6 protein-coding genes (1 of these 6 only partly in view) are annotated in these 25,851 nt (G+C 70.0%); 2 read left to right on the forward strand and 4 right to left on the reverse strand.

Translation table 11 applies throughout. From position 1 onward, the window contains the following. On the reverse strand, nt 1-12,940 hold the beginning of the coding sequence (locus BJ992_RS26165) for a non-ribosomal peptide synthase/polyketide synthase (protein ID WP_343072856.1). It extends 14,645 nt beyond the left edge of the window; only the first 12,940 of its 27,585 coding nucleotides appear in the window; its start codon is at nt 12,938-12,940; its stop codon lies off the left edge, out of view. A 664-nt stretch (nt 12,941-13,604) separates the two neighbouring features. Between BJ992_RS26165 and BJ992_RS26170 the strand changes: the two genes are divergently transcribed. Next, on the forward strand, nt 13,605-14,138 hold the full coding sequence (locus BJ992_RS26170; protein ID WP_184985426.1) for a hypothetical protein: 534 nt from the start codon (nt 13,605-13,607) through the stop codon (nt 14,136-14,138). 57 nt (nt 14,139-14,195) lie between these two features. On the opposite strand, the gene BJ992_RS26175 is transcribed toward BJ992_RS26170, so the two are convergent. Next, nucleotides 14,196-14,507 carry a 4a-hydroxytetrahydrobiopterin dehydratase gene (locus BJ992_RS26175; protein WP_184985428.1) on the reverse strand — a complete coding sequence of 104 codons (312 nt, stop codon included), beginning with the start codon at nt 14,505-14,507 and terminating at the stop codon, nt 14,196-14,198. A gap of 17 nt (nt 14,508-14,524) precedes the next feature. Continuing rightward, nucleotides 14,525-15,742, reverse strand: coding sequence for a helix-turn-helix domain-containing protein (locus tag BJ992_RS26180; protein ID WP_484592959.1), 1,218 nt, complete (start codon nt 15,740-15,742; stop codon nt 14,525-14,527). A 332-nt stretch (nt 15,743-16,074) separates the two neighbouring features. Between BJ992_RS26180 and BJ992_RS26185 the strand changes: the two genes are divergently transcribed. Further along, complete coding sequence (locus BJ992_RS26185; RefSeq protein ID WP_184985430.1) at nt 16,075-16,452, forward strand: ATP-binding protein; 378 nt, start codon at nt 16,075-16,077, stop codon at nt 16,450-16,452. Between the two features lie 49 nt (nt 16,453-16,501). Here the strand turns inward: BJ992_RS26185 and BJ992_RS26190 are convergent, their stop codons facing one another. Further along, the gene (locus BJ992_RS26190) at nt 16,502-25,687 is read right to left on the reverse strand and encodes a non-ribosomal peptide synthetase (RefSeq protein WP_184985432.1); all 9,186 of its coding nucleotides are present in this window, start codon (nt 25,685-25,687) and stop codon (nt 16,502-16,504) included. Nucleotides 25,688-25,851 lie beyond the last annotated feature (164 nt).

Below are 25,851 nucleotides of genomic sequence, written 5' to 3' on the forward strand. Positions count from 1 at the left end.
TGCCGAGCCAGCCGGGCTCGGGTCCGCGTTCGAACAGCACGACCCGCAGCAGCGGCCCGCCGGCGAGGCTCAGCGATCCCTGGATCGCCGTCATGCGGGTGGTGACCAGGTCCTCAAGCGTGCTCTGGTCGAGCCCCGCGGCGTCCACGACGTGGAACACCTCGTCGGGCTCGGTTGCGGCGTTGACCTGCGTCCACTCGCCGAGCGTGGCGTCGTAGGAGAAGCGCAGGCGAAGCGCGTCGTGGTGCGCCACCAGCGCGTCCACGGCGCGCGACAGCAGGCCGGCGTCGGTGCGGGGGGCCAGTTCGAACATGCCGGACCAGTTCCAGTGGTCGCGGTCGGCGATGTCCTGGCGGGTGAACCAGTGCTGGATCGGGGTGAGCGGCACCGGGCCGGTGACCGTTCCCTGCTCGGCGAGCGTCACGGCCGGGGCCTGGCGTACGGCGGCGGCCAGGGCCTCGATGCTCTGGCGTGCGAAGACGTCGGCCACGTCGAGCTGGAGGCCGGCGGCGCGCGCACGCGCCACGATCTGCAGGCTCAGGATCGAGTCGCCGCCGAGTTCGAAGAAGTTGTCCTGCACGCCGACCCGCTCGACGCCGAGGACCTGGGACCAGATGCCGGCGAGGACGGTCTCGGCGTGGGTGCGCGGCGGCACGTACTCGACGGCCGCGGCGACGGTGGCGACGTCCGGTTCCGGCAGCGCGCGGCGGTCCACCTTGCCGTTGGCGGTGAGGGTGAACGCCTCGACGACCATGAGGACGGCGGGGACCATGTACTCCGGCAGGCGGGCCCGCAGGAACGCGCGCAGCTCACCGGTGTCCAGGCCGGTGTCCGTGACGACGTAGCCGACGAGGCGCTTGCCGTTGGGGCCGTCGTCGCGGGCCACGACCGCCGCGTCCTGCACGTCGGGGTGCTCGGCGAGGACGTTCTCGATCTCACCGGGCTCCACGCGGAAGCCACGGATCTTGACCTGCTCGTCGGTACGGCCCAGGAACTCCAGCATGCCGTCGGCCCGCCAGCGGACCCGGTCACCGGTGCGGTACAACCGCTCCCCGGGGATGCCGCTCAGGTGGTCGGCGACGAACCGCTCGGAGGTCAGACCGGCGCGGCCGACGTACCCGCGTGCCACACCGACACCGCCGATCAGCAGTTCGCCGGTGACTCCTGCCGGTACGACGTTCAGCCACTCGTCCACGACGTACACCCGCACCCCGGCGAGCGGACGGCCGATGGGGACCATGAGCCCCGCGGCGTCCACGGCCGTCGCGCCGGTGAGCAGGCCGGCGCCGGACACCAGCGGCATGAGCAGCGAGTCGATCGCGGCCTCGGTGACACCGTAGACGTTCGCGGGGATCGCGGACGGCGCGACCTCGGCGACGGCGCTCACCAGCGCGTCGTACCGCCAGATGTCGGTACCGGAGATCACCAGCCGCAGCCGGTCGAGCCCGCCGGACTCGCGGCAGTACCCGGCCAGCTCACGCAGCAACGTGCCAGGCACGATCTCGGCGATCTCCACCTCGTGCGCGGCCAGCACCTGGTGCAGCTCGGCCACCGACACGAAGTCGCTCTGCGGCGTGAACACCACCGTCTTCCCGAAGCACACGGCCCGCACGATGTCACCCACGGACACGTCGAACCCGGCGCCGGCCATCGACAACATCGACCCGGCACCGCCGAGCCGCTCGAACACCTCACCCCACCCGGCGACGTAACCCGCCAGGCCCCGGTGCGTGACCCCGACCCCCTTCGGCCGGCCGGTGGACCCGGAGGTGAAGCAGACATACGCCAGCCCGTCCAGCGAGACATCGACCGGTACGGCCTCGGTGAGGTCCTGCTCGTCGAGGCGGTCCGTCATCAGGACCGGCCCGTCGAACGGCGGAAGGCTCATGCCGGTGCCGCTCACCAGTACGCGGGCCCCGCACTCCTCCAGCATGAACGCGAGCCGTTCGGCAGGCTGGCCGAGGTTCAGCGGCACGTACACGCCACCGGCCCGGAGCACCGCCATGAACGCCACCACCAGGTCGACGCCGCGGCCGAGCACCACACCGACCGGCACCTCGGCCGTGACACCGGAGGCACGCAGCCACCTGGCCAGCAGGTCGGCCCGCGCGTCCAGCTCGGCGAACGTCAGGCTCTCGTCCCCGCAGACCACGGCGAGCCCGCCGGGGTTCCGCGCGGCGTGGCGGCGTACCAGCTCGTGCGCCGGGACGAGGGCCCCGTCGGGAAGCGGCACGGAGCGCGACCACGGCCCGGTGAGGCGTTCACGCTCGCCGGGGAGCACGATGCCGATCTCGCGTGGCGGCAGGGTCGCGTCGGCCGCGACCAGGCGCAGCGTCGTGGCGAAACGGTCGAGCAGCCGGTCGATGGTGGTGCCCTCGAACGCGGCGGTGGAGAACTCGACCTCCAGCGACAGCCGGTCCACGAGGTCGACCGCGAACGTCAGCGGGTAGTTGCCCTGCTCAAGCGACTCGGTCGGCAGGAAGCCGTCGTCGGCCGGCGCGGTGTCGAGGTCGGCCGGCAGTTCCTCCTGCGGGTAGTTGCCGAAGACCATGATGCTGTGGAACAGCGACGCGCCGCGCGGCACCACCGAGTACCGCTGGATGTCCGACAGCGGCGTGTACTCGTACCGCTGCACCGCGACCTGGTTGTCCTGCAGCGTCCGCAGCCACTCCACGAACGGCGTGTCCGCCGGCACGGTGACCCGCAGCGGCAGCGTGTTGATGAACAGGCCGACGATCGACTCCATGCCGGTCAGCTCGGCGGGACGACCCGACACGGTGAGGCCGAACATGACGTCCCGCTCGCCGCTGTGACGCGACAGCAGCAGAGCCCACACGGCCTGCACGACCGTGCCGAGGGTGACGCGGGCCCGGCGGGCCAGCGCGGTGAGGGCCGCCGTCTCGTCCTGCGACAGCACGACCTGGCGTTTGTCCTGGGCCCAGTGGTCTGCGGCCTGGCGGTCCACCGGCAGCGGCGTCGGGGCCTCGAACCCGGCGAGGTACTCCCGCCAGAACCCCTCGACCTCGCCTGCGTCGCCGCGGCCGAGCCACTCGATGAAGTCGCGGTACGGCCGCACCGCCGGGAGCCGCGCCGGGGTGCCGTCACGCAGGCCCTCGTAGACCTTGGCGACGTCCTCCATGACGACAGGCAGGCTCCACCCGTCGCAGATCCCCTGGTACAGGGCCCAGATCATCCAGTACCGCTGCTCGCCTCTGTCGATCAGGTAGACGCGGGTCAGCGGCGGCCGTGCCACGTCGAAGCCCTTGGCGCGGTCCTCGTTGAGCAGCCGCTCCAGCATGGTCTGCCGATCGCGGTCGCTCGCGGCGCGTGACCAGTCGAGGTACTCGAACGGCACCCGCACACCGTCGTGCACGACCTGCACCGGTTCCGGCACGCCTTGCCAGACGAACCCGGTGCGCAGCGCGGTGTGCCGCTCGGCGACGGTGTCCCAGGCGCGGCGCATCAGCTCGGGGTCGACCCGGTGACCGCCGACCTCGTAGATCCCCTGGGCCCAGTAGACGCCGGCGCCGCCTTCGGGGGCCTCCAGGACGTGGAACAGCATGCCTTGCTGCACCGGGGCCAGCCGGTAGACGTCCTCGATCCTGGCGGGGGCCGCCGACGCGGTGAGCGTGTCCACGGCGTCCTGGTCCAGCGTGGCGAGCGGGAAGTCCGACGGGGTGTGGCCGCCGGCCTCCGGCGACAGGCAGTGCTCGATCAGCGCGCGCAGCGCCTCGACGTGGCGGTGCGCGACGCGCTCCACGGTCGCGGTGTCGTGCAGCTCGGGGCTGTAGTACCACTCGAAGGCCATGCGGCCCTCGGCGGTGGCGAACGCCTCGATCTGCAGCGGGTGCGAGCCGGTCTCACCGGTCGGACCGGCCAGCTCGGCGGGGAGTTCGCGGGCCACCAGGCCGACGGACTCGTCCCCCGCGACGTCGGCGCCGCCGATGTAGTTGAACAGGACCTGCGGGCCGGGGAGGTTCCGCAGCCGCCGCAGCGCCGCGTCGTCGCCTTCGGTCAGGTGCCGCAGCGCGCCGTACCCCACGCCTCGGCGCGGGACGGCACGCAACTGCTCCTTGACCGACTTCAGCACCCCGGCCGGGTCGTCCAGGTCGGCGCCGGACAGCGCGACGGGGAAGATCGAGGTGAACCAGCCGACGGTCCGCGACAGGTCCACCCCGTCGCTGATCGCCTCACGACCGTGACTCTCCAGGTCGATGGTCACGGTGTTCGTGCCGGCCCACCGGCCGAGCGCCTGGAGCAGACCCGCGAGCAGCACGTCGTTGATCTGCGTCCGGTAGGCCCGGTGGACGCGGGTCAGCAGCGCCGAGGTGGCCTCGGCGTCCAGCTCCACGCGGACGATCTGGACGGCGTCGCCGTCGAACGTCCCCCGGCGGTCCACGGGGACCTCGAAGCCGGAGCCGAGCTGCGCCAGCCAGTACCCCAGCTCGTCGCGGACGTCCGTGGACGCGGCGAAGGTCAGCAGCTCGCCGGCCCACTGCCGGTACGACGTGGTCTTCGGCGCGAGCGCACCCTTGGCCGATCCCTGCGTGCGGATCGCGCGGTAGGCGAGGTCCAGGTCCTCGAGCAGGATGTTCCACGACACGCCGTCCATCGCCAGGTGGTGGACGGTGACGCCGAGCCAGGACGGCTGGTCGCCGCGGTCGAAGTACGCGGCGCGCAGCAGCGGCCCGTCCGCGAGGCTCAGCGACTTCTGCAGGGTGGTCATCCGCTCGGTGACCAGCGCCTCGGCCCGCTCGGTGTGCAGGCCGGCCGCGTCCACGACGTCGAGCAGGCCGGTGGTCTCCTCGGCGGCGTTCTCCTGGACCCAGGTGTCGTTCTCGTACCGGAAGCGCAGGCGCAGCGCGTCGTGGTGCGCGACGACCGTGCCGAGCGCGCGGCCGAGGGTCGCGGCGTCCACGCCGGGGGCCAGCTCGAACACGCCGGACCAGTTCCAGTGGTCGCGGTCGGCGACGTCCTGCTTGGTGAACCAGTGCTGGATCGGGGTCGGTTCCACCGGACCCGTCACGGTGCCCTGCTCGGCGAGCACGGCCGACGGCGCCTTGCGCGCGGCGGCGGCCAGCGTGCCGACGGTCTGGCTCGCGAACACGTCGGCCACGTCGAGCCGCAGACCGGCGGCACGCGCACGCGCCACGATCTGCAGGCTCAGGATCGAGTCGCCGCCGAGCTCGAAGAAGTTGTCCTGCACACCGACGCGCTCCACGCCGAGGACCTGCGACCAGATCCCGGCGAGGACCAGCTCGGCCTCGGTGCGCGGCGGCACGTACTCGACCCCGGCGACGATCGTGGCGACGTCCGGCTCGGGGAGAGCGCGCCGGTCCACCTTGCCGTTGGCGGTCAGCGTGAAGCCCTCCACCACCATCAGCACGGCGGGGACCATGTACTCCGGCAGCCGGGCCCGCAGGAAGACCCGCAGCTCGGACACCTCGACCGTGGTGCCGGACTCGGCCACCACGTAGCCGACGAGGCGCTTGCCGTTCGGGCCGTCGTCGCGGGCCACGACGGCGGCCTCCTGGACGTCGGGGTGCTCGGCGAGGACGTTCTCGATCTCACCGGGCTCCACGCGGAACCCACGGATCTTGACCTGCTCGTCGGTACGGCCGAGGAACTCCAGCATCCCATCGGCCCGCCAGCGGACCCGGTCACCCGTGCGGTACAGCCGCTCACCGGGGACGCCGCCGAGGTGGTCGGCGACGAACCGCTCCGACGTCAGCCCGGCGCGGCCCACGTACCCGCGGGCCAGGCCCACGCCGCCGATCAGCAGCTCACCGGCCACGCCGACCGGGACGACGTTCAGCCAGTCGTCCACGACGTACACCCGCACCCCGGCGAGCGGCCTGCCGACCGGCACCATCAGCCCCGACGCGTCGACCGGCACCGCGCCGGCCGGCGGCTCGGGCCGCTCACCGGCGACCAGCGGCATGAGCAGCGAGTCGATGGACGCCTCGGTCACGCCGTACACGTTCGCGGGGACGGCGACCGGCGCGACGTCCGCGACGCTGGACACCAGCGCGTCGTACCGCCAGATGTCGGTACCGGAGATCACCAGCCGCAGGTGCTTCAACCCACCCGCGTCCCGGCAGTACCCGGCCAGCTCACGCAGCAGGGACCCCGGCACGATCTCCGCGACCTCCACCTGGTGCTCCTCAAGCACCTGGTGCAGCTCGGCGACCGACACGAAGTCGCTCTGCGGCGTGAACACGACGGCCCGGCCGAAGCACAGGCCCCGCACGATGTCACCCACGGACACGTCGAACCCGGACCCGGCCATCGACAGCATGACCCCGGCGCCACCGAGCCGGCCGAACACCTCACCCCACCCGGCGACGTACCCGGCGAGGCCCCGGTGCGACACCGCGACCCCCTTCGGACGGCCGGTGGAGCCGGAGGTGAACGCCACGTACGCCAGCCCGTCGAGCGACACCCGCGCGGCCTTCACGGCGCCGGTCGTCGCGGCCCGCTGCGCGAAGTAGTCGTTCAGCCGGTCGATCATCAGGACCGGCCCGCCGAACTCCGGCAGGCCACCGGCCAGCGCGGTCGAGCTCACCAGCACCCCGGCGCCGCAGTCGTCCAGCATGAACGCCAGCCGGTCCACCGGCTGTCCGACGTTCAGCGGCACGTACACGCCACCGGTCTTGAGCACCGCCATGAACGCCACCACGAGGTCCACCCCGCGGCCGAGCAGCACACCGACCGGCACCTCGGGACCCGCGCCGGACTCGCGCAGCCAGGCGGCCAGGGCCTCGGCGCGGCCGTCCAGCTCGGCGAACGTGAGACGCGTGGTGCCGCTGACGACCGCGATCTCGTCGGGGACGCGGCGGGCCCACTCCTCGACCAGCTCGTGCACCGGCACCAGCGGCCGGCCGTCGAGCACGTCACCGGCGACCGGGAGGCCGGACCGCGACCAGTGCTCGACGAGCATCTCGCGCTCACCCGGCAGGGTCAGCTCGACGTCCCGCACCGGCCTCGACGGGTCGGCCGCGACCGCGCCGAGCACCCCGGCGAACCGGTCGAGCAGCCGGTCCACCGACGGCCCGTCGAACGCGGCGGTGGAGAACTCCACCTCGAGGGACAGCCGTTCGGCGAGGTCCACCGCGAAGGTCAGCGGGTAGTTCCCCTGCTCCAGCGAGTCCATCGGCATGAACGCCGGCTCGCCGGGGCCGCCGGTGGTGTCCTGCGGCAGGTCCTCCTGCGGATAGTTGCCGAACACCATGATGCTGCCGAACAGGGACGAACCCCGCTGGACCGCCGAGTACCGCTGGATGTCCGACAGCGGCGTGTACTCGTACCGCTGCACCGCGACCTGGTTGTCCTGCAGCCGTGGCAGCCACTGGTCGAACGGCAGCTCCGCCGGCACCTCGACCCGCATCGGCAGCGTGTTGATGAACAGGCCGACGATCGACTCCATGCCGGCCAGCTCGGCCGGACGACCCGACACCGTGAGACCGAACAGCACGTCACGCTCACCGCTGTACCGCGACAGCATCAGGGCCCACACGGCCTGCACGACCGTGCCGAGCGTGACACGGGACCGGCGGGACAGCTCGACCAGCGCCGCCGACACCTCCGGGGAGAGCTCGACCCGCCGCCGGTCCTGAGCCCAGTGGTCGGCGGTCTGCCGGTCCACCGGCAGCGGCGTCGGCGCCTCGAACCCGGCGAGGTACTCACGCCAGAACCCCTCACCGGCCGCGAGGTCCTGCTCGGCGAGCCACGCGATGAAGTCCCGGTACGGCCGCACCGCCGGCAGCGCGGGACGGCGGTCGCGCCGCAGGGCCTCATAGACCGCCGACAGGTCGTCCATGACGACCGGCAGACTCCACCCGTCGCACAGGCCCTGGTACAGCGACCAGATCATCCAGTACCGCTCGTCGCCGCGGTCGATCAGGTAGACACGGGTCAGCGGCGGACGTGCCAGGTCGAAGCCGCGGTCCCGGTCGGCCTGGAGCAGTTCCTCCAGGCGGGCCTCGCGCGTGTCGTCGTCCGGCAGTCCCGACCAGTCGAGCGCCTCGAACGGCACCCCGACGCCTTCGTGCACGACCTGCACCGGCTCGGGGACCCCCTGCCACACGAACCCGGTGCGCAACGCCTCGTGCCGCTCCAGCACGGTGTCCCACGCGCGGCGCAACGTGTCAGGCTCCACGCGGTGACCGCCGAGCTCGTACAGCCCCTGGGCCCAGTAGACGCCGGCGCCGCCGGCGGGGGCCTCGAGGACGTGGAACAGCATGCCTTGCTGCACCGGGGCCAGCGGGTACACGTCACCGACGCGGGCCTGACCGGCGGACGCGGTGAGCAGATCCACCGCGGACTGGTCGAGCCTGGCGAGCGGGAAGTCCGACGGGGTGTGGCCGCCGGCGTCCGGTGACAGGCAGTGCTCGACCAGCGTGCGCAGCGCCGTCACATAGTCGTTCGCGACCCGCTCGACCGTCTCGGTGTGGTGCAGGTTGGAGCTGTGGTGCCACTCGAAGACCATGCGGCCGTCGGTGGTCTGGAACGCCTCGATCTGCAGCGCGTGCGACCGGGACTGCTCCTCACCCTCGGCCGGACCGGCCAGCTCGCCCGGCAGCTCACGCGCGAGCAACCCGCTGCGTCCCTCGCCGGGGCCGTCCGCGCCGCCGAGATAGTTGAACAGCACCTGCGGCCCGGGGACGCCGCGCAGACGCCGCACCGCGGGGTCGGCGTCGTCGTCATCGGTGAGGTAACGCAGCACGCCGTACCCGGCGCCGCGTCTCGGTGTGCGGCGCAGTTGTTCCTTGACGGACTTCAGCACGCCGGCCGGGTCGGAAAGGTCGGTGGCCGACAGCGCCACCGGGAAGATCGAGGTGAACCAGCCGACGGTGCGCGACAGGTCGATGCGGTCGGTGATCGCCTCACGGCCGTGACTCTCCAGGTCGACGGCCACCGCGTCGGTGCGCGACCAGCGGCCGAGGGCCTGGAGCAGCGCGGCGAGCAGCACGTCGTTGATCTGCGTGCGGTACGCGCGGTGCGCGCGGGTCAGCAGCGCCGCCGTGGTCCCGGCGTCCAGCTCGACCCGTACCGTACGGGCCGACGCCTCACTGTTGACGCCGGAGCCGTCCTGCGGCAGCTGGAACCCGGTGTCGAGCTGCTCCAGCCAGTACCCGGTCTCCCCGCGCGCCTCGTCGGAGGCGGCGAAGGTACGCAGCTCCTCGGCCCACTGCTGGAACGACGTCGTCTTCTGGCCGAGGACGGTCTTCACCGGGGTGTCGTCCACGATCGCGTGGTAGGCCCGGTCGAGGTCCTCGAGCAGGATGTTCCACGACACCCCGTCCATCACGAGGTGGTGCGCGGTGATCCCGAGCCACCCCGGCTCACCGCCGCGCTCGAAGTACGCCACCCGCAGCAACGGCCCCGACGCCAGGCTGAGCGACCGCTGGAGCGCCGTCATCCGCGCGGTGACCAGCTCCTCCAGCGCATCCTGCGCCAGACCTGCGGCGTCCACGACGTGGAACACCTCGGCGGACTCGGTGGCCTCGATGTGCTGCACCCAGGTGCTCTCGCCGTACGCGAACCGCAGCCGCAGCGCGTCGTGGTGCGCCACCAGCGCCGCCACCGCGCGGCCCAGCGCGCCGGCGTCCACACCGGAGGCGAGCTGGAACATGCCGGACCAGTTCCAGTGGTCCCGGTCCGCGATGTCCTGCCGGGTGAACCACTGCTGGATCGGCGTCAGCGGCACCGGACCGCTGACCGTCCCCTGCTCGGCGAGCACGGCCACCGGAGCCGCACGGACGGCCAGCGCCAGCTCGGCGACGCTCTGCCGCGCGAACACATCCGCCACGTTGAGCTGGAGACCGGCGGCACGGGCCCGCGACACGATCTGCAGACTCAGGATCGAGTCGCCGCCGAGCTCGAAGAAGTTGTCCCGAGCGCCGACCCGCTCGACGCCGAGCACCTGCGACCAGATCCCGGCCAGCGCGACCTCCGCGTCCGTACGCGGCGGCACGTACTCGACCCCGCCGACCACGGTCGCGACATCCGGCTCCGGCAGCGCGCGCCGGTCCACCTTGCCGTTGGCGGTCAGCGTGAACGCCTCCACCACCATCAGCACAGCCGGAACCATGTACTCCGGCAACCGGCCCCGCAGGAACGTCCGCAGCTCGCCGGCCTCGACCGCGGCCCCCGGCGCCGGAACGACATACCCGACCAGCCGCTTGCCGTTCGGCCCGTCGTCCCGCGCCACCACCGCCGCGTCCTGCACGGACGCGTGCTCGGCCAGCACGTTCTCGATCTCCCCGGGCTCCACCCGGTACCCACGGATCTTGACCTGCTCGTCGGTACGGCCGAGGAACTCCAGCATCCCATCGGCCCGCCAGCGGACCCGGTCACCCGTCCGGTACAACCGCTCGCCGGGAATCCCGCTGAGATGGTCCGCGACGAACCGCTCGGCCGTGAGCCCCGCACGACCCACGTACCCCCGCGCGAGCCCGACCCCACCGATCAGCAGCTCACCGGCCACCCCCGCAGGCACGACCTTCAACCACGGATCGACCACATAGACCCGCACCCCCGCCAGCGGCCGGCCGATCGGCACCATGAGCCCGGTGCCGTCCACCGGCACCGCGCCTTCGACCACCGGCGTCTCCGGCACCAGCGGCATGAGCAGCGAGTCGATCGCCGCCTCCGTGACGCCGTACACGTTCGCCGGCACCGCCTCAGGCGCGACATCGGCGACCGCGCTCACCAGCGCCTCGTACCCCCAGATGTCCGTCCCCGAGATCACCAGCCGCAGCGTCTCGAGTCCCCCCGACTCGCGGCAGTACCCGGCCAGCTCACGCAGCAACGTCCCCGGGACGATCTCCGCGACCTCGACCTCGTTGTCCGCCAGCACCTGGTGCAGCTCGGCCACCGACACGAAGTCGCTCTGCGGCGTGAACACCACCGCCTTGCCGAAACAAAGGGCCCGCACGATGTCCCCGACGGACACGTCGAACCCGGCCCCCGCCATCGACAGCATCGACCCGGCCCCACCGAGCCGCTCGAACCGTTCCCCCCACCCGGCGACGTACCCGGCGAGACCCCGGTGCGCGACCCCGACCCCCTTGGGCCGTCCGGTGGACCCCGAGGTGAAGCACACATACGCCAGCCCGTCCGCCGACACCTCCGGCATCTCCGCCGCAGGCGCCTCCCCGAGCTCGTCCACCAACAGCACAACCCCGTCGAACGGCGGCAGCTCCCCGGCGACCCCCGTCGAGCCGACCAGCACCCGCGCACCACACTCCCCGAGCATGAACGCGACCCGCTCCCCCGGCTGTCCGAGGTTCAGCGGCACATAGACCCCACCGGCCCGAAGCACCGCCATGAACGCCACCACCAGGTCCACCCCACGACCCAGCAGCACCCCAACCGGCACCTCCGCACCGACCCCCGAAGCCCGCAACCACCGCGCCAGCCTCTCGACCCGCGCCTCCAGCTCCCCGAACGAGACCCGCTCGTCCCCGCACACCACCGCCACCGCGTCCGGCGTACGCCGCGACCACTCCGCCACCAACTCGTGCGCGAGCGTCAGCCCCTCGGCGTCCCCGGACCCGGCCAAGCCCACCAGCCCCAGCGCGTCCCCGGACCCGGCCCAGCTCCCCGCCAGCAGCTCACGCTCACCCGGCGACGTGATCTCGATGTCCCGCACCAGCACATCGCCGTCCACGGAAACCGCGGTCAGCACCGCCACCAGCCGATCGAGCAACCGCTCGACCGTCGCGTCGTCGAAGGCCCCGGTGGAGAACTCGACCTCGATCTCCAGCCGTTCCCGCATGTCCACCGCGAACGTCAGCGGCGTGTTCCCGACCTCCACCGACTCCATCGTGGAGAACCCGCCACCCGGCGTGACCTCCTCCTCCGGCGCCTCGTCGTCAGGGAAGTTCCCGAACACCATGACGCTGTCGAACATCGCCGTACCACGCGGAATCGCCGACCACCGCTGCACATCCGTCAACGGCGTCTGCTCGTACCGCCGCAACTCCACCTGCGCGAGCTGAATGCGCCGCAGCCACTCCCCGAACGGCACATCCGCCGGCACCTCGACCCGCATCGGCAGCGTGTTGATGAACAGCCCGACGATCGACTCCATGCCGGCCAGCTCCGCCGGCCGACCCGAAACCGTGAGCCCGAACGTGACGTCCCGCTCCCCGCTGTACCGCGAAAGCAGCAACGACCAGGCCGCCTGCACCACCGTCCCCAGCGTCACCCGCGACCGCCGCGCGAGCCCGGAAAGCGCACGCGTGACGTCCACCGGCAGCTCCACCCGCCGCCGAGCCTGAGCCCAGTGCTCCTTGACCTGCCGATCCACCGGCAACGGCGTAGGAGCCTCAAGCCCCGCGAGATACCCCCGCCAGAACCCCTCGACGTCCCGCGGCCGCCTCCCCTGCAACCACGCGATGAAGTCCCGATACGGCCGCACCGCCGGCAGCTCAGGCTCCCTCCCGACCCGCAACGCCTCGTAAGCCTCCGCCACCTCCCCCGCGACGACAGGCACACTCCACCCGTCCGCCACGATGTGATGGAACGTCCAAACAAGCCAGAACCGGCCGGCCCCAAGGTCGATCAGATGCAGCCGCATCAACGGCGGCACCGCGATAGCGACCCCCCGCTCGCGCTCCTCCCTCAGAAACGCGTCCAGCCGCTCCCGAGTCCCCTCCCCCGCAGACCAGTCCACCACCTCGAACGGCACCGCGACCCGGTCATGCACCACCTGAACCGGCTTCGCGACCCCCTCCCAGATGAACCCGGTACGCAAAGCCGCATGCCGCCCCACGACAAGCTCCCAGGCCCGCCGCATGGCCGCGACGTCCACCCCGCCGGAGAACTCATAAACCTCCTGCGCCAGATACATCCCGGCGCCGTCCGGAGCCTCCAGCGTGTGAAACAGCATCCCCTGCTGCATCGGCGCCAAAGGATAAACGTCTTCAATCACGGCTTGCTCCCCGTTTCATCCATTTGAGGCCCCGGACTCAAAGAGGAAAGCACCCTCGAAACCGTTTCCCAGAGTCCTAGAACACCAGAAGCTCCAAAGAGCCGACACCCGCCGACCTGGGAAGATCCCCAATAGCCTTCGCAACGAAGAACGCCGGCCGACAACATCGCCCTGCGTCCCCCGCTCACCTACGAGTGTTCAATCTGGCTGCGACCACCACGCTACGCCAATGATCTTTCAGCCGGTTTTCAGTCCGCTGTCCAAGAAACAGACGCATGGAAAACAAAAACAGGAATCACCGTGATGGCGATTCCTGTTCCGCACGCTACCGGCAGCGACCGATACCGAAGATCAATGTACCGCTTCTGTGCCTGCCGCTTTGGACCTCATGAGAGGACCCGTTCCCTGAAGGATGCCGAGGTTGCCGGGCTTCTTCTGTACTCTCTGCTGAGAGGGAAGGGAGCAAGCCATGACCGCGCAACCATACGAAGTCACAGCACCCTCCCCACGTCTTGACGCCTCGCCGCCACGCAGGTCCGCGCTCGGTCGCAAAGGTGCTCAGCCTATGGGTACGCCCCACTTTGCACCAGCCCACCGTTCAACCACAAACGGACTGACACGTGAGAGCTATATCCAGTTTTACTGATGGGTGCTGGTCTAGAAGATGGCCGACATAAGCTACTTCGAAGCATGGGAAATTTGGTTATCCGGTCGCTCCACCCTCGGGCACGACCTGTTCGGTGTCATCTCTATGGTTTGGGTGGGACGAATAGGGAAAATCGTTTCATTTCTTGGAGGCCTTACGATACTGATTGATATCGTCGGTGTCGAAAACCTTGGAAAGTATGTTCCGGCGATCCGGAAAGTTACGAACACCTGCGGCTGCCTCTCCATCCCCACCGTTTTACTAACTCTCTTATTGGTTTTCAATGAAGATTCGCCCGTGTGGACTCTATTCAACATCCCGGCAGGTACAAATTTTCTGAACTATGTGGTGCGTTTTGCGCTTGGAATGCTGCTTTTGCCGGTGATTCTGGTGAGTGGCCCTATACTGATAAGCGCCGCCTATGCACTGATCGAGAGTATAGAGTCTTCTTTGGTCAAAGCATTTAGTGACCCGCAAAAATCGAAGGTACTGCTGAAGGTTGCGGCACTGTGCCTCTTGGTCGGTTTCCATTTCGACCTACTCGCTTCCTAGGTTATTAGAGCTGGAAACACACAGACGTCCCGGGTGTATCGAGGTGACGACGATCATTCAAGCGGGCTCGGCGCCTTGTCCGACAGCAATCGAGTCGATGTGGCGTGCCAGCTCAAAGTCCATGGATGTCAGACGGCGGCCGGCGTCGTGTGTGGTGATCGAAAAGCGAATGCGCTGCCAGGTGATGTGGATGTCGGGGTGGTGGCCGATTTCTCGGGCCTTCGCACCCACGTACATCGCGAGGTGAAGGCACTCGTGGTAGGTGTGCTTGAACGTCCGTGTGATCGCCTCGCCATCGCGGTCCCAGCCTGGCAGGGCTGCTAGCCGGGTGGCGATCTCATCTTCGGTCAGTGGGTGAAGGGACGGCATCAGGGCCTCCAGGCGGATCAGGCGATGTTTGCGATGATCTCAGTCAGGTCCCGGCCTGCGGGAGTGTCCCTCCAGGTGGTCGCACGGCGGGGGATTGCCCGCAAATCATTGCGCAATCGCGCTGAACCGGTGTCGCGAGCAATCACTGCGGTGGCCAGTACTATCTGAACCACCCGCTCCGGTTCAGGGACCATGGCGAGAGCGCATGCTTGACGCGCCAAGAAGACGCCGTTGTCGCGGCGTGCCGTTTCAGGTGCGGTGCCAAGGATGCGGTCCCACATTTCGACGGCTTTGTGGTGAGCACCCAGACGTACGTACGCGGTGGCCCGCTGGACGTCGATGTATCCGGGGGTCCGTCGGCAGGCGTTGCCCCAAGGATGCTCGTCATCGACCTGGTCCACCAGTCCGGCCGCGCGGTCGAGCAGCCGGTCGACCAGGCCTTTGTCCCGGGACGGCAGCATGGAATGGCCGTGCGCGCAGTGGACCAGTGCCAGCACTCGTACCTTCGGACATAGAAGGTGCTCGTCGGCCAGCGCGGCTTCGGCGTAGTCGACCACCGTGCTTCCGTCGCCGAGGTCGAGTGCGTGCATCGCCTTGTTGGTCAGTGCGTAACCGATGAGCTGAGGGTCCTGCGAACGGTGGGCCATGTCCAGACCCAGAGTGCGCCATGCTCCCGACCTGGCGATGTCACCGGCGTCCTGATACAGCCAGCCGAGCAGCGTCGCGTACGCGACACCGGCCCCCAGGAGGCCGCGACGCACCGGGGCATCGGCAGCACTGGCGAGTTCCTTGATGAGCTGCGCCTGCGTGGTGACGGTCGGGATCAGATGACGAGGGCCGAGCCACATATCGGCCCGGTAGTGCCCTGGTAGTTGCTCAAGGAAATACATCACGACCTCCGGAGCTACGTGTCCCCGATGGGGTGGGGGGGATGCGGGGCCAATGGTGATAAGGTCGGCAGCCGCCTTCAGTACTTCGCACTGATTTGGTCTGTATGCACGGAACAGCTCATCTTGGGGAATCCCGAAAGCTCCGGCGTAGGCATATGCCCAATCACGAGGAAAATGCCGGCCTTTCTCCCAGTCCCGGATCTGCCGGACGAGAGACTCCACAGGGCCGTGCTCGTGACCTGCTTCCCGCCGCAACCTGCGTGCCATCTCGGACTTGTTCCAGCCGCGCGCCTCACGCTCGGCTTGTAACCGTATCGCCCATGCGGGACACCGCTGCTGGCCCATTTGTACACCAATCGCCTGGCTGGAGCTCCCCGGCGAGTCAGAGTCTCCGGGTGTTCTCCTAGATTCTCCGACTGCCGCACCGGCATGCGCAGCAGTTCACTGGATGTGGCCAGAGAGGCTGGAGCGGCGAGACGGGATAAATGGATTCTTTGAGCGGATCGCTGTACTCGGCCCCGATAAATCCCTCTATGGAACAAGCGTGCAGGGATAGCACGAATGCCTGGACGCACCCTTGACCGCGTACTGGAGGCCACGATCCATGATCCGTCCCATCAACCTTGCGGTCACCGCGGTTCCGCCACCGCTGTATCCGGTACTCGCCGGGACGCGCTATGCGGCCGCGTGAGGTCCAGTGGGATCTTCCGGATGATCGCGGCGCGGTGTGCAAGGGCCGGGAGATCGTACGGGCCGTTCTCCGCGAGTGGGGCCTGGACGAATTGATCGATGATGCCGAGACGATCGTCAGCGAGTTGTACACCAACGCGCTGCGTCACGGCGTCGCACCCTACACACTCAGCCTGCGGGTGGCGGGCCGCTGCCTCGGCGGCGAGGTCACCGACCATGGGCCACTCTTCGTACCGCCGCAGCTACCCGCCGACGATGACCAGGAGCACGGCCGCGGACTGCGGATCGTCGCCGCGTACTCCACCGGATGGGGTGTGGACCCCGCCGAGGTTGGCAAGGTCGTCTGGTTCACCAAGTGTTGGTGAGAGATCCCAGAGGGCTGGTCCTCTGGGATCTCTCACCAACTGTGGCGGGTCAGGTCTGGGACTGGCGGAGGATGGCGGCCAGGCTGTCGGCGTCGAGGCCGGCGAGGGGGAAGTCCGATGGGGTGAAGGTGCCGGCTTCGGGGTTGAGGCAGTGGGCTATCACCTGTTCCAGGGAGTCCACGTAGCGGGTGGCGAGGGTTTCTATGGTGTCCGCGCGGTGGAGGGTGGGGGTGTAGTACCACTCGAAGAGGAGGCGGCCGTCGGGGGTTTGGGTGGCTTCTACGGCCAGGGTGTGGGGGCGGGTGCGTTCTTCGCTTACGTTGTGGCCCGCCAGGTGGGAGGGGAGTTCTTGGGTGATCAGGGTTTCGGGGGATGGGGTTGTGGCTGCTTGGGAGCCCAGGTAGTTGAAGCTGACGCTTGGAGTGGGGAGGGAGCGTAGGCGGCGGAGGTCTGGGGTGGTGGGGGGTGTGAGGTGGCGGAGAGCGCCGTAGCCTACGCCTCGGTTGGGGGTGGCTCTCAGTTGTTCTTTGACTTCGGGGATCAAGGTTGCGAGGTCGTCGAGGTCGGGGGCTGAGAGGGACACCGGGTAGATGGAGGTGAACCAGCCGACGGTTCGGGAGAGGTCCATGCCTTCGGCTATTGATTCGCGGCCGTGGCTTTCCAGGTCGATGGTGACCGTGGTCGTCGCCGTCCAGGTGCCTAGAGTGCGGAGCAAGGCGGCGAGGAGGAGGTCGTTGATCTGGGTGCGGTACGGCTTGTGTGCGGTGGTGAGGAGGGACGCGGTGCGATCGGCGTCGAGCCAGGTTTTGATGGTGCGGGTCTCGCGGTCCGAGGTGGTGGGGGGGTCCACCGGGAGGGTGAAGGTCGTGTCGAGTTGGCGGAGCCAGTACGGGAGTTCCGCTTGGGTCGCTGCTGAGGTGGCGAAGGTCTGGAGGTGTTCTGACCACTCCTTGTAGGAGGTGGTCTTCTCGGGGAGAGCGCCTTCGGTGGTGCCGGTCTCGGTCATGGCGCGGTAGGCGCGGTTGAGGTCGTCGAGGAGGATGTTCCAGGAGACCTCGTCCATCACCAGGTGGTGGACGGTCACGCCTAACCAGGCCGGTCGGTCGGCTCTGTCGAAGTAGGTGGCGCGGAGCAACGGGCCGGTGGACAGGGACAGGGAACGGTGGAGGTCGTTCATCCTGTCGACTACCAGGGCTTCCAGTTGGTCACCGGTCAGGCCCTTGGCGTCGGTGACGGTGAAGATCTCGGCGGGCTCGTGGCCGGCGTTGACCTGGGTCCAGGTGTCGCCGTCGTGGGTCAGGCGGAGGCGGAGTGCGTCGTGGTGGGTCACCACGGCGTCGAAGGCCTTGGAGAGGGTGGCCGGGTCGGTGCCTGGGGTGAGTTCCAGGACGGCGGGCCAGTTCCAGTGGTCGCGGTCGGCGAGGTCGAGGCCGGTGAACCAGTGCTGGATGGGGGTGAGGGGGACGGTGCCGGTCACGGCTCCTTGTTCGGCGCGGGGGGTCGCCTCGGCTTCCCGGGCCACCATCGCCAGTTCGGCCACGTTCTGGCGTGCGAAGACGTCGGCGACTTCCAGGTGGAGGCCGGCGGCGCGTGCGCGGGCCACGATCTGGAGGCTGAGGATGGAGTCGCCGCCGAGTTCGAAGAAGTTGTCGCGGATTCCTACGCGTTCGACGCCTAGGACGTCGGACCAGATGGCGGCGAGGGTGATCTCGGCGTCGGTGGTGGGGGCCGCGTAGGGGGTGGCCACGGCGGGACGTGCGTCGGGTTCGGGGAGAGCGCGGCGGTTGACCTTGCCGTTGGTGGTGAGGGAGAACGAGTCCACGGTCATGAAGACGGCGGGGACCATGTACTCGGGGAGGCGGGCTCGGACGAAGTCGCGCAGGTCGGCGATGTCGAGGGTCATGCCGGTCTTGGGGGCCGCGTAGCCGATGAGGCGTTTGCCGAGGGTGCCTTCGTCACGGGCCACGACCACGGCCTGCGCGACATCGGGGTGTTCGGCCAGGACGTTCTCGATCTCACCGGGTTCGATGCGGAAACCGCGGATCTTGACCTGGTCGTCGGTACGGCCGAGGTACTCCAAGGTGCCGTCGGCGCGCCACCTGGCCCGGTCACCGGTGCGGTACAGCCGCTCACCGGGCCGGCCGCTGACATGGTCGGCCACGAAACGCGTCGAGGTCAGACCCGCACGGCCCAGATAGCCGCGGGCCAGCCCGGCGCCGGCGACGTACATCTCGCCGGGAACGCCGATCGGGGCCGGACGCAGGTGCTCGTCCAGGACGTACACCGCCAGGTCCTCGATCGGCACACCGATCGGCGAACCACGCCAGGCGCCGTCCACCACCGCCTCGTCCACAACCAGGTAGGACACGTGGACAGTGGTCTCGGTGATGCCGTACATGTTGATCAGCGCGACCTCGGGGTGCCGCTCACGCCAACCGGCCAGACGCGCCACCTCCAAAGCCTCGCCACCGAACACCACGTACCGCAGCGCAAGGTCAGGGACGTCGGCCTGGTCGGCGTCGGCCGCGGTGAGCTGGTAGAACGCCGACGGCGTCTGGTTCAGCACCGTGACCCGCTCATCGGCCAGCAGCCGCAGCATCGCGGCAGGGGAACGTGAAGTGTCGAACGGCACCACGACGACCTTGCCACCCCACAGCAGCGCACCCCACACCTCCCACACCGAGAAGTCGAACGCCGCCGAGTGGAACATCGTCCACACGTCGTCGGGACCGAACGAGAACCACTTCTGCGTCGAGGTCAGCAGCCGGGCCACGTTCGCGTGCTCGATCATCACCCCCTTGGGACGACCCGTGGACCCCGAGGTGTAGATCACATACGCCACATCCCGGCCACCGACCACCACGTCGGTCGCGTGGGAGGGGGAGGAGACGGACTGCGCGAGCAGTTCCTCGGTGACCGTGGCGACCGGGGACGCGTCGTCCAGCATGAACGCCACCCGATCCGCCGGGTACCCGGGGTCCACCGGCAGGTAGCCCGCACCGGACTTGACCACGCCGAGCAGTGCCACGATCAGGTCCACTGTGCGAGGCAACGTGACGGCGACCATTGTGCCGGGGCCCGCGCCGCGCGAGACCAGCAGGTGCGCGAGCTGGTTGGCCCGCGCGTCCAGCTCGGCGTAGGTGAGCGATCCACCGTCGCCGCTGACCGCCACGGCGTGCGGTGTCTCACGGACCCGCTGTGCGAACAGCGACACGATCGTCTCGTCGGTGCCGGCGGGTTCGGGGACGGCGACCGGTGCGGTGAGGGTCGCGTGCTCGGTGGGGTCGAGGAACTCCACGGTGTCCGGCAGCACGGCCGGGTCGGCGGCGACCTCGCCGAGGACCCGTGAGAGGTGGCCGAGTACCCGTTCCACGGTCGCGGCGTCCAGCACGGACGTGGAGAACGCGATCTCCACCCCGAGCCGGTCCTCCAGGTCCACCATCACCGTCATCGGGTAGTGACCCTGCTCGACGTTCTCGACGGGGTCGAACAGGAGTCGTTCCCCGGTAGGCAGGCCGTCCTCAGGCAGTTCCTCCTGCGGGTAGTTGCCGAAGACCATGATGCTGGTGAACAGCGCGGTGCCGCGCGGGATGGCCGAGGCGCGCTGGATGTCGATGAGCGGTGTGTACTCGTACCGCTGGATCGCGACCTGGTTGTCCTGGATGCGCCGCAGCCAGTCCACGAACGGCACGTCGCCGGGGACCTCGACGCGCAGTGGCAGCGTGTTGATGAACAGGCCGACGATGAACTCCATGCCGGTCAGCTCGGCGGGACGACCCGACACGGTGAGGCCGAACATGACGTCCCGGTCGCCGCTGTAGCGGGACAGCAGCAGGGCCCACGCGGCCTGGACGACGGTGCCGAGGGTGACGCGGGCCCGGCGGGACACGTCGATGAGGCCGTTGGTGACGTCCACCGACAGCCGGAGCCGGCGGTGGTCCTGGGCCCAGTGGTCGTCGGCCTGCCGGTCGAGCGGCAGTGGCGTCGGGGCCTCGAAGCCGGCGAGGTGGGTCCGCCAGAACTCCTGCGTTTCCGCGGTGTCGCGGCCCTTGAGCCATGCGATGTAGTCGCGGTAGGGCCGGACCGCGGGCAGGCCGGCGTCCCGGCCGCGTCGCAGGGCCTCGTAGGTCTTGGCGACCTCTTCCACGACGACCGGCAGGCTCCACCCGTCGCAGATGCCTTGGAACAGGGCCCACATCAGCCAGTACCGGTCGCCGCCGCGGTCGATGAGGTACACGCGGGTGAGCGGCGGCCGGGCCAGGTCGAAGCCCTGGCGCCTGTCCTCGCGCATCAGGTCGTCGAGGGCCGCCTGCCGCGCGTCGTCGTCGGCCAGGCCGGACCAGTCGAGGTGCTCGAACGGCGCACGCAGCCCGTCGTGCACCACCTGCACCGGCTCGGCGACGCCTTCCCACACGAAGCCGGTACGCAGGACCACGTGCCGTTCGACCACGGTGTCCCAGGCGCGGCGCATCACGTCGGGGTCGACCCGGTGGCCGCCGAGTTCGTAGAGACCCTGGGCCCAGTACACGCCGGCGCCGTCGGCGGGGGCCTCAAGGACGTGGAACAGCATGCCTTGCTGCACGGGGGCCAGCGGGTAGACGTCCTGGACGCGTCCTGCGGGGAGGCCGTCGGCGAGCAGGTCCACGGCGGCCTGGTCGAGCCGCGCGAGAGGGAAGTCCGACGGCGTGTAGCCGCCGGCGTCCGGCGACAGGCAGTGCTCGACCAGGTCACGCAGCGCCTGGACGTAGTTACGTGCGACACGTTCGACGGTCGCGAGATCGTGCAGGTCAGGGCTGTGGTACCAGTCGAACGCCATGCGGCCGTCCGGCGTCTGGTACGCCTCGACGTGCAGGGGGTGCGCGCCGGTCTCCCCGGTCGGGCCGCACAGCTCGTGCGGCAGTTCGCGGCCGAGCAGGCCGTCGGGTCCCCCGGCGTCGGCGCCGCCGGTGTAGTTGAACAGCACCTGTGGCCCCTCGGCGGCCCGCAGCCGTTCCAGGGTGGCGGCGAGAGCGGTGTCGTCGCCGGCGTCGGTGAGGTACCGCAGCGCGCCGTAGCCGACGCCGCGACGCGGCACGGCCCGCAGCCGTTCCTTCACCGACTTCAGGACACCGGCCGGGTCGGAGAGGTCGGCGGCCGAGAGTGCCACCGGGAAGATCGAGGTGAACCAGCCGACGGTGCGGGACAGGTCGACGCCGTCGGCGACGGCTTCGCGGCCGTGGCTCTCCAGGTCGATGGTCACCGTGTCGGTGCCGGCCCAGCGGCCGAGCGCCTGGAGCAGCGCGGCGAGCAGCACGTCGTTGATCTGTGTGCGGTACGCGCGGTGCGCGCGGGTGAGCAGTGCCGAGGTCGTGTCGGCGTCGAGTTCGGCTCGTACGGAACGCACCGGCGCGTCGCCGAACCGGCCGGGCCGGTCCACGGGGACGGTGAAACCGGGGGTGAGCTGGTCCAGCCAGAAACCGGCCTGGTCGCGCACCTCGTCGGAGGCGGCGAACTCGCGCAGCGCGGTGGACCACTGCCGGTACGAGGTCGTCTTGTCCGGCAGCGTCGCGCCGTCGTACAGCCGGTGCAGGTCTTCGAGCAGGACGTTCCACGAGACGCCGTCCATCACCAGGTGGTGGACGGCGACGCCGAGCCAGGACGGCTGGTCGCCTCGGTCGAAGTACACGGCACGCAGCAGCGGCCCGCGCGCCAGCGACAGGGACCGCTGCGCGGCGGTCATCCGCTCGGTGACCAGCGCCTCAAGCCGTCCCGCTGTGGCGTCGACCACCGTGAGGACCTCGGCCGGCTCGTCGGCGGCGTTCTCCTGCGTCCAGACACCGTCGTCGTGGGTGAGGCGCAGGCGCAGCGCGTCGTGGTGCGCGATCACGCCGTCCAGTGCGCGGGCCAGGCGGCCGGCGTCGACGCCGGGGATCAGCTCGAACACGCCGGACCAGTTCCAGTGGTCGCGGTCCGGCACGTCCTGCCGGGTGAACCAGTGCTGGATCGGGGTGAGGTCCACCGGCCCGGTCACGGTCCCCTGCTCGGCGAGCACCACGACGGGGACGTCGCGGACGGCGAGCGCCAGCTCGCCGACGCTCTGCCGTGCGAACACGTCGGCCACGTCGAGCTGGAGACCGGCGGCGCGCGCACGCGCCACGATCTGCAGGCTGAGGATCGAGTCGCCGCCGAGTTCGAAGAAGTTGTCCCGCAGGCCGACCCGCTCGACGCCGAGGACCTGGGACCAGATGCCGGCCAGCGTGATCTCCGCGTCGGTGCGCGGCGGCACGTACTCGACCCCCGCGGCCAGCACGTCCACGTCCGGCTCCGGAAGCGCGCGCCGGTCCACCTTGCCGTTGGCGGTCAGCGCGAACGCCTCGACGACCATGAGCACGGCCGGGACCATGTACTCCGGCAGCCGGGCCCGCAGGAACGTCCGCAGTTCCGCCACGTCGGCCGAGATCCCCGGCACCGGCACCACGTACCCGACGAGCCGCTTGCCGTTCGGGCCGTCCTCGCGGGCCACGACCACGGCGTCCTGCACGGACGGGTGCTCGGCCAGCACGTTCTCGATCTCGCCGGGCTCCACCCGGAACCCACGGATCTTGACCTGCTCGTCGGTACGGCCGAGGAACTCCAGCATCCCGTCCGCGCGCCACCGCACCCGGTCACCCGTCCGGTACAGCCGCTCCCCCGGCCGTCCGCTCAGGTGGTCCGCGACGAACCGCTCAGCCGTCAGCCCGGCACGACCGACGTACCCGCGCGCGACTCCGACGCCGCCGATCAGCAGCTCACCGGCCACCCCGACGGGGACGACGTTCAGCCGGTCGTCCACGACGTACACCCGCACCCCGGCGAGCGGCCGGCCGACCGGCACCATGAGCCCGCCGCCGTCCACCGCGACCGCGCCGAACCCGTCCCCGGCGGTCTCGCCGACCGGCCCCTGGTCGGGGACGAGCGGCATGAGCAGCGAGTCGATCGCCGCCTCGGTGACGCCGTACACGTTGGCGGGGACGGCCACCGGCGCCACGTCGGCGACACTCGCCACCAGCGCGTCGTGCCGCCAGATGTCGGTCCCGGAGATCACCAGCCGCAGGTGCTTCAACCCGCCGGCGTCCCGGCAGTACCCGGCCAGCTCACGCAGCAACGTGCCAGGCACGATCTCCGCGACCTCCACCTGATGCTCGTCGAGCACCTGGTGCAGCTCGGCCACCGACACGAAGTCGCTCTGCGGGGTGAACACCACGGCCCGGCCGAAGCACAGGGCCCGCACGATGTCACCGACGGAGACGTCGAACCCGGCACCGGCCATCGACAACATCGACCCGGCGCCACCGAGCCGTTCGAACACCTCGCTCCACCCGCTGACGTACCCGGCCAGCCCTCGGTGCGTGACCGCCACACCCTTCGGCCGGCCGGTGGAACCCGAGGTGAAGCACACGTACGCCAGCGCGTCCAGCGACGTCTCCGGCAGCTCCGCCGAAGGCGCGTCCCCCTGTTCGTCCACCATCAGCACGGCGCCGTCGAACGCCGGCAACCCCGCCGCGAGGGCCGTACTGCTGACCAGCACGCGGGCCCCGCAGTCCGCCAGCATGAACCCGAGCCGCTCGGCGGGCTGGCCGGCGTTCAGCGGCACGTACACGCCACCGGCCTTGAGCACCGCCATGAACGCGACCACGAGATCCACGCCACGGCCGAGCACCACCCCCACCGGCACCTCGGCCGTGACCCCCGCGGACCGCAGCCACCGCGCCAGCGACCCGGCCCGCGCGTCCAGCTCGGCGAACGTCAGCCGCTCCGTCCCGCACACCACGGCGAGCTCCCCCGGCGCGCGCCTGGCCCACTCGGCCACCTGGAGATGAGCCGGGGTCAGCCGCCGGCCCCCGACGACGTCCCCTTCGACCGGGACGTCGGAGGCGGCCCACTCGTTCACGATCAGTTCGCGTTCGCCGGGAAGGGTGACCGGCACGTCGCGGACCACCACGTCACCACCGGCCGCGACCGCGGTGAGCACCCCGGTGAAGCGTCCGAGCAGCCGGTCCACGGTGACCCCGTCGAACGCCGCCGTGGAGAACTCCACCTCGAACGCCATGCGCTCACCCGGCAGGCACGCGACGCTGATGGGGAAGTTGCCGAGCTCGATGGAGTCCAGCAACCCGGACGGCTGGAAAAGCCCGGCCCCCTCGTCGAGCCCCGGGTAGTTCTGGAAACTCACCAGGCTGCCGAAGAGCGCCGTCCCCCGGGGGATGGACGAATGCCGCTGGATGTCGTGCAGCGCCGTGTGCTCGTACTTCTGCAGCCGCACCACGTCGTCCTGCAACGACCGCAGCCACTCGGTGAAGGTCACGTCCCACGGCACGCGCACCCGCATCGGCAGCGTGTTGATGAACAGCCCGACCATGGACTCCATGCCGGTCAACTCGGCCGGACGGCCGGACACGGTGCGGCCGAACGTCACGTCGGACTCACCTGAGCATTTGGCGAGCAGCAGAGCCCAGGCGGCCTGCACGACCGTGCCGAGCGTCACGCGGGCCTGGCGCGCCAGCCGTTCGAGCCCGGCGGTGGCCTCGGGGCCGAGTTCGACCCGGCGCCGGGCCTGGTCCCAGTGGCCGGTGGCGTGCCGGTCGACCGGCAGGGGGGTCGGCGCCTCAAGGCCGTCGAGGTAGCCGCGCCAGAAGTCCTCGACGTCCCCGAGGTCGCGGCGGCCGAGCCAGGCGATGAAGTCGCGGTACGGCCGTACGGCAGGCAGCGCGGGTTCGGCGCCGCGGCGCAGCGCCTCGTACGCCAGGGAGATCTCGTCGGTGACGACCGGCAGGCTCCACCCGTCGCACAGCCCCTGGTACATGCCCCACACCAGCCAGTACGCGCCGCCGCCGCGGTGGATCAGGTAGAGCCGCATCAGCGGCGGCGCGGTGAGGTCGAGCCCGCGGTCCCGGTCGGCGCGCAGCAGGTCGTCCAGCCTGGCGCGCCGGTCGTCGTCGGTGGTGCCGGACCAGTCGTGCTCCTCGAACGGCGGGGTGACGCCACCCATGACGACCTGCAGCGGCTCGTCCACCCCCTGCCAGACGAAGCCGGTGCGCAGCGCGGCGTGCCGCCGTACCACCAGCTCGAAGGCCCCGCGAAGGGCCGCGACGTCGAGGCCGCCTGCGAACTCGTAGAGGTTCTGGGCCCAGTAGGCCCCGATGTCCGCCGGCGCTTCGAGCACCTGGAAGAGCATGCCCTGCTGCATCGGCGCCAGCGGATAAACGTCTTCGATCACGGCTCGCCCCAAATATCGTCGTCGCAGGGCTCTCACATGGAGAGATGTGATGCCAGCCCGCGTATCTGCCGCCTATTCGACCCCACCGTCCAGGCTACGGTTATCGCATTTCAAGGTGTTTTCAGTGCGATGTCCGCATACCTTTATAAATAGCGGAGAAAACA

The sequence above is a fragment of the Sphaerisporangium rubeum genome, from assembly GCF_014207705.1.
GTDB lineage: Bacteria > Actinomycetota > Actinomycetes > Streptosporangiales > Streptosporangiaceae > Sphaerisporangium > Sphaerisporangium rubeum.